The sequence below is a fragment of the Pseudomonas sp. Y39-6 genome (assembly GCF_023651955.1).
In the GTDB taxonomy this organism is placed as follows: Bacteria; Pseudomonadota; Gammaproteobacteria; order Pseudomonadales; family Pseudomonadaceae; genus Aquipseudomonas; species Aquipseudomonas veronii.
On record NZ_CP069594.1, the window covers coordinates 2,437,942 to 2,451,315 of the forward strand.

Here is a 13,374-nt window from a genome sequence, read left to right on the forward strand (position 1 = left end):
TGTGTGGCGCCGCAGAGCAGATGTGGGAGGGGGCTTGCTCCCTCCCACAGGGGACCTGCGGTGTTCAGGTGGTCGGGTCAGTTGTTGTCGATATCCACATGCCGCGTTTCCTTGAGGCAGAACATCCCGACAACCAGGCTCACCCCGGTCACGACCACCGGATACCACAAGCCATAGAAGATATCGCCGGTGTACACCACCAGGGCAAACGACACGGTCGGCAGGAAGCCGCCAAACCAGCCGTTGCCGATGTGATAGGGCAGGGACATCGAGGTGTAGCGGATGCGTGTCGGGAACAGTTCCACCATCAACGCCGCCAGCGGGCCGTAGCACATGGCCGCGATCAGGATCAGCACCACGATCAGCACCACCACCATCACCTTGTTGACCTGCGCCACATCCGCCGATGTCGGGTAGCCGGCCAGGGTCACGGCGGCGCGCAGGGCCGACTCGTCAAAGCCATCGATGTGCACGTCGCCCACACTCACCTGCACCGGGCTGCCCGCAGGGGCGGCGGCGCTGCTGTAGGGCAGGCCTTGCTTGACCAGGAAGGTCTTGACCTTGTCGCAGGGGCTGTCAAAACGCGCCTTGCCCACCGGGTCGAACTGGAAGGTGCAGGTGGCCGGGTCGGCCAGCACGGTGATCGGCGCCTGGCGACTGGCCTGGTCCATCGCCGGGTTGGTGTAGTGCGCCAGGCCCTTGAAGATCGGGAAGTACAGCGCGGTCGCCAGCAGCAGGCCGAGCATCAGCACCGGTTTGCGCCCGATCTTGTCCGACAGCCAGCCGAAGAAGATAAAGAACGGTGCGCCAATCACCACGCTGATGATCAGCAGCATATTGGCCAGGGCCGGGTCCATCTTCAGGAACTGCGTGAGGAAGAACAGCACATAGAACTGCGCCGCGTAAAAGGTCACCGCTTGCCCGCCGTTGATGCTGAACAGCGCAATCAGCACCACCTTGAGGTTTTCCCACTTGCCGAAGGACTCGCGGATCGGCGCCTTGCTGGCCTTGCCTTCCTCCTTCATTTTCAGGAACGCCGGCGATTCATGCAGGCTCATGCGGATCCAGGTGGAAATGCCCAGCAGCACGATGGAAAACAGGAACGGAATGCGCCAGCCCCACACTTCGAACTGATCGCCAGTGAAGTAGCGGCAGGCCAGCACCACCAGCAATGACAACAGCAGCCCCAGGGTGGCGGTGGATTGAATCCAGCTGGTGTGCAGGCCGCGCTTGCCGGCGGGGGCGTGTTCGGCGACATAGGTCGCCGCGCCGCCGTACTCGCCGCCCAACGCCAGGCCTTGCAGCATGCGCAGGGCGATCAGGATGACCGGCGCGGCAATGCCGATGCTGGCATACGTCGGCAGCAGGCCGACACAGAACGTCGCCACACCCATCAGGATAATGGTCACGAGGAAGGTGTACTTGCGCCCGATCATGTCGCCCAGGCGGCCAAACACCAGCGCGCCGAACGGGCGCACCACAAAGCCGGCCGCGAAGGCCATCAAGGCAAAGATAAACGCCGTGGTGTCGTTGACCCCGGCAAAGAACTGTTTGCTGATCACCGCCGCGAGGGCGCCATAGAGGAAGAAGTCATACCACTCGAATACCGTCCCCAGGGACGAGGCGAAGATGACTTTTCTCGATTCGCTGACGGTGCTCGTGCTGACCGCCGAGCCCAGGGTTTGAGCATGTTCTGACATCGGGTATCCCTCACAGTGATTATTTATTGTTGTTCCACTGTCGGCGCCAACCTCAGCGCCGGTCTGTTTTCCGTTCCTCTGTAGGCGCGCGCTTGCTCGCGAAAATCGCCAACGATTACGCGGGAAATCTGGATGAACGCGGCGCCTTTGTGTTTTTCGCGGGCAAGCTCGCTCCTACAGTGTTCGGTGAAAGGATCAGTTGCGCGGCTTTCTCCGCGATCATCAGCGTCGGTGAGCAGGTATTGCCGGATGTGATGCGGGGCATGATCGAGGCATCGGCGATGCGCAGCCCCGGCACGCCATGCACCCGCAACTGCGCGTCGACCACCGCGTCCTGGTCACTGCCCATGCGGCAGGTGCCCACCGGATGGAAGATCGTCGTGCCGATGCGCGCCGCGGCTTCGTGCAGTTGCTCTTCGGTTTGCAGCGCATCGCCGGGCAAGTATTCCACCGGTTTGAACGGGCTCAGGGCCGGCGCGGCGACGATCCGTCGAGTCAGGCGAATCGCGTCGGCGGCCACCCGCAGGTCTTGCGGATGGCTGAGGTAATTGGGCTGGATCAACGGCGCATCCGCCGGGTTGGCCGAGCGAATATCGATACGCCCGCGGCTTTGCGGGCGCAGGTCACAGACCGACGCGGTAAACGCCGGGAACGCGTGCAACGGCTCGCCGAAGCGCTCCAGGGACAGCGGCTGCACATGGTATTCAAGGTTGGCCGAGGTTTGTTCCGGGCCCGAGCGGGCAAACGCACCGAGCTGGCTGGGCGCCATCGACAGCGGGCCGCTGCGGTCATACAGGTAACGCAGGCCCATGCCCATTTTGCCCCACACGCTGCCCGCGATCTGGTTCAGGGTGCGCGCGTTTTCCAGCTTGTAGATCAGCCGCAGTTGCAGGTGGTCCTGCAGGTTGCCGCCAACCCCCGGCAGTTCATGCAACACATTGATGCCGAGCGGCTTGAGCACGTTGGCGGGGCCAATCCCCGAACGCTGCAAAATGCCGGGCGAACCCACGGCGCCAGCACACAACACGATTTCCTTACGGGCCTTCCAACGGAGCGACTGGCCGTGCTGACGCCCGACCACTGCCGATGCGCGGCCGTTTTCCAGCAACACGCGGTCGACTTCGACTTCGGTCAAGACCGTCAGGTTCGGCCGTTGGCGGATCGGTTTGAGGAACGCCTTGGCCGCATTCCAGCGGACGCCGGCCTTCTGGTTGACCTGGAAGTAACCGCAGCCTTCGTTATCGCCCTGGTTGAAGTCGCTGACGTTGGCGATGCCGCTTTGCGCCGCGGCCTCGCGAAAGGCATCCAGGATCGGCCAATGCAATCGCTGTTGCTCGACGCGCCACTCACCGCCGTCGCCGTGAAATGCCGAACCGCCGGCAAAATGGTTCTCGCTGTGCTTGAACAGCGGCAGCACGTCTTCCCACGCCCAGCCCGGGTTGCCTGCCGCCGCCCAGCCGTCGTAGTCCTGAGCCTGGCCGCGCATGTAGATCATGCCGTTGATCGACGAACAACCGCCGAGCACCTTGCCCCGCGGGTAACTCAGGGCGCGGCCTTGCAGGCCGGCCTGGGCTTCGGTCTTGAAGCACCAGTCGGTGCGTGGGTTGCCGATGCAGAACAGGTAGCCGACGGGGATGTGAATCCAGGGGTAATTGTCGCGACCACCGGCTTCAAGCAACAGCACACGGTGGGCGGGGTTGGCGGACAGTCGATTGGCCAGCAGGCAGCCTGCGGGGCCGGCGCCTACGACGATGTAATCGTATTCAGCAGTTGCAGTGGGCATCTGAGGTCTCGCTTGTTTTTCTTATTGGCTCCATCCTAGTTGTTAGTTTTCGTCTTAAAAATGTTAGTTTTTACCCAGTGGCTGTGCGTTTTTAAACAGTGCGGCCCAGGCTCACGGATTGGAGGCGCTATGTTCGACTGGAATGACCTACGGTTTTTTCTCGAGTTGCAGCGCAGCGGCCGCCTGCTCACCGCCGCGCAACGCCTGAAAACCACCCACGCCACCGTGGCGCGGCATATCGAGGCGATCGAGAAAAGCCTCGGCACCGCGTTGTTCGTGCAGCACGCCCACGGCTATGAGTTGACGCCGTCCGGCGAGGCCCTGCTCAAACACGCCGAAGCCATGGAAAACGTCGCGCTGCTGGCCGAAGACGAACTGACCCACACCGCCGCGCCCCTGGGCAAGATCCGCCTGGGCGTGGCCGAAGGGCTGGGGGTGATGTTCCTCGCCAGCCGCATGGGCGGGCTGTTCGAGCGCTATCCGGGGTTGGAAGTGGAGCTGGTGGCCGTGCCGCGTTTCGTCAGTATCCTCAACCGCGAAGCCGAAATCAGCATCCACCTCGAACGTCCCAGCGTCGATCAACTGGTCACGCGCAAACTCACCGACTACCGCCTGGCGCTCTATGCCAGCCGCGCGTATCTGGCGCGCACCCCGCCGATTGAAAAACGCGAAGACCTCGCCGCCCATGCCTGGATCGATTACGTCGACGATCTGCTGTTCAGCCAGGAACTGAAACTGCTTAGCAGCTTCTGCCGCAACCCCAAAGTGGTGTTCCACAGCACCAGCGTGATCGCCCAGCACCAGGCGGCGCGTTCCGGGCTGGGGATTGCGGTGTTGCCGTGCTTCATGGCGGCCGGTGATCCGGACCTGGTGGCGTTGTTGCCGGGGGAGGGGATTCAGCGCAGCTATTGGATCAGCTCGCGCCGGGAACTGCACAAGTCAGTGCGGCTGCGGGTGTTGTGGGATTACGTGGTGGAGTTGTGCGCGCGGGAGCAGGCACTGTTGCTCGGCGGGTCCACCTGAAGAACCTGGATCAAAAATGTGGGAGGGGGCTTGCCCCCTCCCACACTTTTGACCGGATTCAGCTTCCAAGATCAGGTTGGCTATAAGGCCAAGCAAGAGCAAGAGCAGAGCAAAAGCAGCTCAGGGTCTATCTGATCTATGGGGATCCAAATGTGGGAGGGGGCTTGCCCCCGATAGCAGTGTGTCAGCCAAAACATGCATGACTGAAGCAGCGCTATCGGGGGCAAGCCCCCTCCCACATTTTTGACCGGATTCAGCTTCCAAGATCAGGTCGGCTATAAGGCCAAGCAAGAGCAAGAACAGAGCAAAAGCAGCTCAGGGTCTATCTGATCTATGGGGATCCAAATGTGGGAGGGGGCAAGCCCCCTCCCACATTTTTGACCGGATTCAGCTTCCAAGATCAGGTCGGCTATAAGGCCAAGCAAGAGCAAGAGCAGAGCAAAAGCAGATCAGGGTCTATCTGATCTATGGAGATCCAAATGTGGGAGGGGGCTTGCCCCCGATAGCAGTGTGTCAGCCAAAACATGCATGACTGATTCACCGCTATCGGGGGCAAGCCCCCTCCCACATTGGATCTGTGGTGTTGCTTGAACTGAGTCAATCGCGCAAGACGAATTCCGCGCTGCCCAGCCGTTCTCCATTCACCAGCACATGCACCGCGTGCTTGCCCGGGTAGTGCTTGCGCGTGGTCAGTTCACGGATATGTTGTTCGCGGCTGATGTGCTGCTGCTCGCCTGCGCCAAGGGTAAAGGCCTTTAGCTTGAACACTTTGGCCGCACGGTGGCCGGCGCTTTTTACGTAGTCGATGGCGTAGTCCACCACCAGTTTTTGTGGTGCGGCGGCGGTGGATTCGAGGCTGAAGGTCAGGTTGATCCGCTCCCCCAGTGTGATCACCGCCGGCGTGACGCGCAGGTGATGAATCTTGACCTCGGCCTTGGCTCCCGCGCCGATGATCGTCAGCGCGCGGGTGTTGCCCTGCTTGATCAGGCTGCGCAGTGCATGGCGGGCGATCCAGGCGGTGTGCGGGTTATCCAGCGACCAGCCTTCGATCAGGCTGAGGACCCAATCGGGGTGGTCCTTGGTGATGTCGTTGAGGTGGTTGGCCACAGACTTGCGCACGTAGAGGCTGCTGTCGGCCTTGAGGTTGTCGAGGATCGACGCGCACAGCCCGGGGGTGGCCTGCACGTCGGCCAGGCGGAATGACCACGGCAGGCGCGGTCGCGAGCCTTCGCTGGCGAGGCGGCGCACGTGTTCGTTGTCATCCAGCGACCACTGTTGCATCACCGCCAGGGTGCGTTGGAAGTCGTGCAGCAAGAAGTGCCGGATCGCGAATTCGGCGGAGCCAAAGGTGGTGAAATATTTGAGCGCGGCCATGGAGCGCTCGAAGTCATCCCGGCCATGACTCGCCACGTAGTGCGGCAGGAACAGGCTGACAAAGCCGCTGTTCAAGCGCGGCGCGAGGGCATAGAGCAGCGTGAGAGTCTGTGGGTAATCCAGCGGGATCACCGCATGCAGGCTGTCGCTGACCCGCGCCACGCGCTGCATCACCGACAACTCGGCCAGCCCGGCCTTGGCGTGCTGGAGAAAGCCCTGGGCGTCGAACGCCGGGTACACCGCCGTCATCTCGGTGGCGATGTGTTGCAGGCGTTCGGCGTTGAAGATTTCCTTGAGGGCCGGGGCGCTTTGGTCGGTCATCGGTGATTCCATGGGGGGTTAGAGAAACCAGCGGTATTCCCGCGTGTTGATCTCCTGCTGAAACGCCAAGTGGTCCTGGCGTTTGTTCTCGCAGTACACGTCGACAAATTCCGCGCCCAGCTTATCGCGCAATACCGCTTGATGTTGCATGGCGCGCACGGCCTCGAGCATTTCCAGGGGGAAGTCGGTGCCGCTGTTGCGGTCGTCGTTCAGTGGGGCGATGGGTTCGCGCTTGGCGTCAAGCCCATGCTCCAACCCCACCAGAATCGCCGCCAACACCAGGTACGGGTTGGCATCGGCGCTGGCCAGGCGGTGTTCGATACGCAGGTTGCGCGGGTCGGACTCGGGGATGCGTACGCACGCATCGCGGTCTTCGAAGCCCCAGCTGGCACGGGTGGCGGCGTTGACCGTACCGCCCAGGCGGCGGAAGGCGTTGTGGTTCGGCGAGAAGATCGGCATGCAGTGCGGCAGCAACTCCAGGCAGCCGGCCACGGCGTGGCGCAGGGGTTGCTGTTGATGGGCCGCGAGTATGTTGTTGCCGGCGCCGTCGTACAGGCTGACATGCACGTGCATGCCGCTGCCGGGGAATTGCAGGTAGGGCTTGGCCATGAAGCTGGCGCGGTAGCCGTGCTTGAGCGCCACGCCGCGGGTGCTGCGGCAGAACAGGGCGGCCCAGTCGGCAGCGCGCAGGCCATCGTCCAAGTGGCCGAAGTTGATCTCGAACTGGCCGGGGCCGAGTTCTGCGGTGATCACCGTGATGTCGATGCCTTGGTCCTTGGCGGTTTGCGCCATATCGTCGAGCACCTCGCTGAAGCGCGACAGTCGCTCGATATGCAGGTTGGGCTGGTCGTCGGCGTCGTTACTCAGCGGGTCGCGGGCGAATTGCGGCAGGCCGTTGTCGAGCTGCTTGTCGAACAGGTAAAACTCCAGTTCAAAGGCCACCACCGGGTGAATGCCTTTGTGGTGCAGGCGTTCCAGGACCTTGGCCAATACTTCCCGCGGTTCGAATTCGATCGGCGCTTGCGTACCGTCCGAGGTGATCAGCATCTGGCCCAGCGGCTGCGACTCCCAGCTCACCGGCTTGAGCGTGCCCGGCACCAGGCGGCGGTTGGCGTCGGGGTCGCCGTCGTTGAAGCAGTAATCACCGATCTTGAACAACCCGCCCTGAACCCCCAGCAGCACGGCGTTCTGCGGCAGCTTCAAGGGGCCGCCGGCGGCGACTTTTTCCAGCATCTCCACCGGGTAGCGCTTGCCGTAGAAATGCCCGGGGATGTCCAGGGCGATCAGGTCGACATAACGCACGTCGGGGTGGTTCTGGCGAAAGCTCCGTACTTCGGCCAGCAGCGTGGAGGAATGGCTTTTCACGGGTGTAGCTCCTAGTTGTAAACCCACAGCACGCGGGCGGGCAGTTCGGTCAGGTTGGCGTAGCGGCAACGGGCGAAACTGGCCAGGTGGAAGCTGTCGCCTTGGTGCAGGGTGACCGAGTCGGCTTCCCCTTCCACCCACAGCGTCAACTCCCCCTCCAGCACAAACCCGGCCTGCTCGGCGCGGTCGCTCATGGTCTGCTCACCGCTATTGGCTCCGGGGGCCAGCAGGCTGTCGAGCATCGAAAACGCACCGTTCATGTTGGGGGAGACCAGGATGTCGGTGATGCCATTGGCGTAATACACCGTGCGCCGCTCGTTGGGACGCGTCACCCAGTTGATGGCCTTGGGTTTGCTCAGGCTGTAGAAATAGGTGGTGGGCACGTCAAGGGCGTGGCTGATCGCGGTCAGGTCCGCCACGGTCGGGCGTGACAGGCCTCGTTCGACCTGAGACAGGAAACCCACCGAACGCTCGATCTTTTGCGCCAATTGCGCGAGGGTGAGTTTCTTGTACTTGCGTAGGTCGTGGATCAGGATCGCCAGGGCTTCGAGTTCTTCTTGTTGGTTCATGAAATTTATTTCGTTAAATTTCATGAAAAATTACAGGATAAATTTCACGAGGGCAATAGGTTTGTGCTGCTCAAAACCACTAACGGCACCATCCTCGAGATCACCCCGGTCAAGCGATAACCCGCTGGCAACGCCTGCTTTTTTCGGGTTCCTGAGGTAAGGTGACCGGCTGCAATGGCCGCGTTACCTTCATGGAATGAGAGCAGGATGCTTGCCACCTTAAGACACTACCCCCGCACAGTGAAGCTGTTGCTGTCCGCCACGTTGATGTTGACGCTGGCCAAGGCGATCACCTTTCCGTACCTGGTTATCTACCTCACCCGGCACTTTGCCCTGGACATCACCCAGGTCGGCCTGGTGATCGGCAGTTCGCTGATCCTCGGTTCGTTGCTCAGCGTGTATGGCGGGTTTCTCGTCGATCGCATCAGCAGCTATCGGTTACTGCTGGGCTTGAGTGCGCTGTTTGTCGTGGGCTTTATCGGTACGGTGCTCGCGCAGACTATCTGGGCGTTCTATGGCTGCCTGATCCTGATCAACCTGGCTTACGCGGTCATCGATATTGCGATCAAAGCCGGCTTTGCCAGCCTGTTGCCGGAAGACGCGCGCAGTGAGGTGTTTTCCATCAAGTACACCCTGACCAATATCGGCTATGCGGTGGGGCCGTTCTTTGGTGCGATGGTGGCCAGGCTGGATATCAGCTTGCCGTTTATGCTGTCGGCGCTGTTGGGGGCGGGTTTTTTCCTGCTGTACTGGCGCTGGGGTGATCGTGCGCTGGCCACTGTCGATGCCACGCAAAAGCCGGTGTCGTTCCTGGCTGTCGGCCGCGTGCTGTTGAAGGATCGGCGCCTGGTGTGCTTCACCGTTGGCGGCGTGCTCAGTGCGGTGGTGTTCGGCCAGTTCACGGCTTACCTGTCGCAATACCTGGTGACCACCACCACTGCTGAATACACCTACAAGGTCATCAGCGCGGTGCTTACGACGAACGCCGTGTTGGTGATTGCCTTGCAATACGTGATCGGTCGGCGCATCTCGCACCGTTACCTGAGCCAATGGCTGATCTTCGGCTTGAGCATGTTCATGCTGGGGTTGATCGGCTTTGCGCTGTCCACCAGCGTACTGTGGTGGGTGCTGGCGATGGCGGTGTTTACCGTGGGGGAAATCGTCGTGTTCCCGGCCGAGTACATGTTTATCGACCGCATTGCCCCGGACCACCTGCGCGGCATGTATTACGGCGCGCAAAACCTGTCCAACCTCGGCGCCGCGCTGGGGCCGGTGCTGTGCGGGTTGGTGTTGGCCAGCCTGCCGGCGCATTACATGTTCTACATGCTGGGGGCGTTTATCGTCGGTGGCGGGGTGTTCTATTTCATGGGGGCGAGGCTGAAGGCAAGTCATCCAGAGTGAGTTTGCCCAGGTGGTTGCTGTGCAGCTCGTAGCGTAATTCTTCGACCATCTTGTCCACTTCTTGCGGGGTCTGCAGCCGATTGGTGCTGATCCCGGTGACCACCAGGTCGACCCGGCCGGTTTCGGCGTCGAAGACTTTGAGGGTCAGCGACGCGTCCCGGCACAGGGTGAATTCGCACGTCAGCGGCGACAGGCCTTCTTCGATGCAATTTCGCAATTGAGACAGGGTAAACATGCTAATTCCTTCCGGGTGTGGAATACGACGACACAGGATCGAAAGCCTGTGCCCACCCCAGGAAGGTTAAGCATTACACCTAGGCGCAATAAGGCGAATTCGCACTAGCCGCACTAGTGCATTTGTACTTTCAGCGCTTGTTTTTCAGACGCAGTTCACCGGCGAACAGCCCGCGCTCACGGGCCCAGACGATCGCTGCACTACGGCTATGCACCCCCAGTTTGGAATACACCGTGGCCACATGGTTACGCACCGTGTTGGGCGCCAGCTTCAGGCGCGAGGCGATCTCTTTGTCGGCCAGGCCTTCGCAAATCAAACCCAGCACATCGCGCTCGCGGGTGGTGAGATCGGTGAAGGCAATGCCCGGCACATTGGGTCGGTTGGCGCCTTTGGCGTTGGCCAGCTTTTCGATCAGGGTCTGGCTGAACCAGGAGGCGTCCTGCATCACTTCTTCGATGGCCGCCACCAGCTCCAGCTCCGAGCGTTTGCGTTCGGTGATGTTCATCAGCACCAGCAGGTAGCAGGGCACGTCCTGGATGCTCACGGTATCGGCGGACACCACGCAGTCGATCACCTCAGCGCCTTTCTTGCGCACCTTCAGATCCAGCCCGTCGAGGTTGCCGGCTTTTTCCAGAGTGGCGAACAACTGCGCGCAGGCTTGGGCGCTGTCGATGAAGTCGATGTCTTCGATGGCTTTGCCGATCAGTTCTTCACTGGTGTAGCCGGTAATGCTCATGAAGGCTTCGTTGATATCCACCACCTGACGGTTGTCGGCGTTGCACACCAGGGTTGGCACCGGCGTCAGGCGGAACGACTTGGCGAAGCGCTCCTCACTCTGGCGCAAGGCGATTTCTGCCTTGCGCCGCGGTTCCAGGTCGGTGAAGGAAAACAACATGCAGTCTTCCTCGTTCATGTCCAACGGCTGGCCGGCCACGATCACCAACTTGCTGCCGCCCTCGGGCAATCGCAATTCGGCCTGCATCTGCGGGATGGTCGCGCCTTCGGCCAGGCGCTGGATGGCCAGGTCCTTGCGCTCGGCGTGTTCCAGCACGTCCAGTTCATACACCGAGCGGCCGATCACTTGGTCGCGGTTATAGCCAGTCATCTCCAGAAAGCCCTGGTTGACCTTGATATAGCGCAGGTCGCTGAGGCGGCAGATCACGGCGGGCGCGGGGTTGGCGTTGAAGGTTTTTTCGAAGCGCTGCTCGGCACTCGCCCATTCGGTGGCGTCGCTGAGGATCAACACCAAAAGCTCCGGTTCGCCGCGTGAATCGGTCAGCACCAGGCTGCGCAGGCGATGGACCCAACTGCGCTCGTCGTCGCCGGTGGGGCTGACTTCCACGATCACGTCGCTGAACGCTTCGCCGGCCGCCACCCGGCTGAGCGGGTAGTTGTCCGGCAACAGCGGGTGGTTATTGCGATAGCGCAAGGCGAACCGCTCGGCATAGGCCTGATTGTTGGCGCCCAGGTGTTCGACCGCGCTGACCCCGTGCATGGTCAGCGCGGCCTCGTTGGCCCAGAGGATGGTCTGGTCTAGCTCGGCCAAAATCACCCCGTCGGACAACCCGGAGATGATCTGCTGCAATTGGCGGCGGTTGGTTTCTTTGGCGAGGACGTCCTGGCTCATGGTTTCTCCTGGGAATGGGCGCATGCGAGTTACGACACCCAGGCTGCGCGATAGTGCAGCGCAACTGCCCCGTGCGATCTGGCGCACGCTGCTGTTGCGCACGGCGCTGAGCGTTTCCTTTCTTCACCTGCCGCGTTGAATGGGTAAAATGCCGGCTTTTTACGCGTATCCCGCAAAGGTGCATCTTGAACGCAGGCAAAGCTGTCGGCTTGTTATTACTCACTTCGCTGCTGGCGGCCTGCGGCACCTCGCCACCCCGCACGCCCAACGACCTCTGCGGCATCTTTCGCGAAAAGGCCGACTGGTACGACGCCGCCCAAGTCACCCAAAAGCGCTGGGGCGTGCCGATCCAGTTGCCGTTCGCCATCATGTACCAGGAATCGGCCTTCCGGCAGGACGCCAAGGCTCCGCGTAACTACCTGTTGTGGATCATCCCCTGGGGCCGCGTCTCCACCGCCGCCGGCTATGCCCAGGCCAAGGATGAAGTGTGGAACGACTACCGCAAAAGCACCGGCCGCAGCGGCGCCAGCCGTCAGGACTTCGACGACGCCATCGACTTCGTCGGTTGGTACATGGACAAGACCTACACCATCAACGGCGTTTACAAGTACGACGCCTACGGCCAATACCTGAATTACCACGAAGGCTGGGGCGGCTATCGCCAGCGCACCTACGCCAGCAAAGCCTGGCTACCCCCCGTGGCCAGCAAAGTGCAGGCTCGCTCGCAGCTGTATGCGCAGCAATATGCGGGTTGCAAGAATGATTTGGGGCGTGGGTTCTGGAGCCGGTTTTGGCATTGGTTGTGAGGCCGCTCGTGCTCAACGCGGCAATGCTCGATGCTGCATATAGCCCAGCATCTGATCGTACAGGTCAACCCGCCGATCCCTTTGCAGATCATTGAGGCTGTTCCAGATGGGCGCACTGCGCGCGCTGCTCAGGTCGATATCGGCGAACAGGATTTCCTGGCGATTGGCCGACGCCACCTTGCCGATAGGCCACCCATTGGTCCCGGCAATCAGCGAACACCCCAGGTAACGGGCATCGCGCTCTTCGCCGATTCGACTGGCGGCGGCAATAAACACGTTATTGACGTGTGCTGCCGTCATCGTCAGGTAGGACGCCATGCACCGCCCGGCGTCGTCGAACAGCGGGGGCGGCGTCCAGACCCAGTTGTTCAGGCTGCAAATGATATCGGCACCCTGCTGGCTGAGAATGCGCGGGACTTCGGGAAACCAGATGTCCCAACAGATCAGCATGCCGATCCGCCCGATCGGTGTCTCGAAGACTGGAAATCCCGTGTTTCCCGGGGTGAACCACAGCTTCTCCAGGTTCCATAGATGGGCCTTGCGGTACTTGCCGATAAAACCGTCCGGGCCGAGCAGCACCGCTGTATTGAATAATTGCGCTCCGTCGATTTCGTTCAGGCCCGCCGCCAGATAGACCTGGTACCGGCCGGCAAAGTCGATCCATGCCCGCAGACTCGGACCGTCTGGCACCGCTTCGGCGTGATCGAACGCATCTTTGCGGCTGGAAAAGAAGTAACCGCAGTTGGAAAGCTCCGGCAGCACGATCAGATTGGCGCCGCCGTTCGCTGCCGCGGCTGCCAGCTCCAGGCTACGTCGCAGGTTTGCGGTACGGTGGTCCACACCGACCTGGGGATCGAATTGCACAACAGAAACACGTACAGGGCTTGTGGCTTGGTTCATTGTGGGTGATCTCTTTGGATGGTTACCGCCGAAGTGGCTGGCGCTCCATAAGAGGTGATCTGACGGGCGGGAGAAAATCGGGCGCTTCCGGTTGAGGTGTCAGTGGGCTCTTGATAGTTCGCTGCCCCTATTCGTGGAGAGAGGTCAGGTCTTTCGGTCCCAGCGAAATTGGATCGACATGCACTAGCATTGGTTGTGAGAACGACACCCGGCGACTGGTACAGACCTGTGAACTCTGACAGTAGGCAGGATGCAGTGAGCTTCTTAAGC

General features: G+C 61.3%; 11 protein-coding genes. 3 read left to right on the plus strand and 8 right to left on the minus strand.

The window, feature by feature from the left end:
* Positions 1-77: 77 nt before the first annotated feature.
* Positions 78-1,700 carry an MFS transporter gene (locus JN756_RS11210; RefSeq protein ID WP_108525649.1) on the minus strand — a complete coding sequence of 541 codons (1,623 nt, stop codon included), beginning with the start codon at positions 1,698-1,700 and terminating at the stop codon, positions 78-80.
* 115 nt (positions 1,701-1,815) lie between these two features.
* Complete coding sequence (locus JN756_RS11215; RefSeq protein ID WP_169881438.1) at positions 1,816-3,483, minus strand: GMC family oxidoreductase; 1,668 nt, start codon at positions 3,481-3,483, stop codon at positions 1,816-1,818.
* Positions 3,484-3,612: 129 nt separating this feature from the next.
* Between JN756_RS11215 and JN756_RS11220 the strand changes: the two genes are divergently transcribed.
* Positions 3,613-4,506: a LysR family transcriptional regulator gene (locus JN756_RS11220; RefSeq protein ID WP_017847052.1), complete on the plus strand. Its 894-nt coding sequence runs from the start codon at positions 3,613-3,615 to the stop codon at positions 4,504-4,506.
* 597 nt (positions 4,507-5,103) lie between these two features.
* On the opposite strand, the gene JN756_RS11225 is transcribed toward JN756_RS11220, so the two are convergent.
* Genes JN756_RS11225 through JN756_RS11235 form a run of 3 tightly spaced genes read right to left on the minus strand, consistent with a single transcriptional unit; the run spans position 5,104 to position 8,135 of the window.
* Complete coding sequence (locus tag JN756_RS11225) at positions 5,104-6,201, minus strand: DNA alkylation repair protein (RefSeq protein WP_201022105.1); 1,098 nt, start codon at positions 6,199-6,201, stop codon at positions 5,104-5,106.
* 18 nt (positions 6,202-6,219) lie between these two features.
* The gene (locus JN756_RS11230) at positions 6,220-7,566 is read right to left on the minus strand and encodes a glutamine synthetase family protein (protein WP_079443311.1); all 1,347 of its coding nucleotides are present in this window, start codon (positions 7,564-7,566) and stop codon (positions 6,220-6,222) included.
* 11 nt (positions 7,567-7,577) lie between these two features.
* Entirely contained in the window at positions 7,578-8,135 is a 558-nt protein-coding gene (locus tag JN756_RS11235; protein ID WP_017847055.1) for a helix-turn-helix domain-containing protein, read from the minus strand.
* 207 nt (positions 8,136-8,342) lie between these two features.
* Between JN756_RS11235 and JN756_RS11240 the strand changes: the two genes are divergently transcribed.
* Positions 8,343-9,536: an MFS transporter gene (locus tag JN756_RS11240; RefSeq protein ID WP_201022106.1), complete on the plus strand. Its 1,194-nt coding sequence runs from the start codon at positions 8,343-8,345 to the stop codon at positions 9,534-9,536.
* Here JN756_RS11240 and JN756_RS11245 read toward each other — a convergent pair.
* On the minus strand, positions 9,499-9,771 hold the full coding sequence (locus JN756_RS11245) for a DUF1652 domain-containing protein (RefSeq protein WP_201022107.1): 273 nt from the start codon (positions 9,769-9,771) through the stop codon (positions 9,499-9,501). The two genes, JN756_RS11240 and JN756_RS11245, sit on opposite strands and share 38 nt — an antisense overlap.
* 130 nt (positions 9,772-9,901) lie before the next feature.
* Positions 9,902-11,398, minus strand: coding sequence for a helix-turn-helix transcriptional regulator (locus JN756_RS11250; protein WP_046384013.1), 1,497 nt, complete (start codon positions 11,396-11,398; stop codon positions 9,902-9,904).
* A 185-nt stretch (positions 11,399-11,583) separates the two neighbouring features.
* Between JN756_RS11250 and JN756_RS11255 the strand changes: the two genes are divergently transcribed.
* Entirely contained in the window at positions 11,584-12,204 is a 621-nt protein-coding gene (locus tag JN756_RS11255) for a transglycosylase SLT domain-containing protein (RefSeq protein WP_046384012.1), read from the plus strand.
* 12 nt (positions 12,205-12,216) lie between these two features.
* Here JN756_RS11255 and JN756_RS11260 read toward each other — a convergent pair whose 3' ends face one another.
* Positions 12,217-13,104 (minus strand): nitrilase family protein, encoded by an 888-nt coding sequence (locus tag JN756_RS11260; protein ID WP_057004913.1) that lies wholly within the window; start codon positions 13,102-13,104, stop codon positions 12,217-12,219.
* Positions 13,105-13,374: the final 270 nt, after the last annotated feature.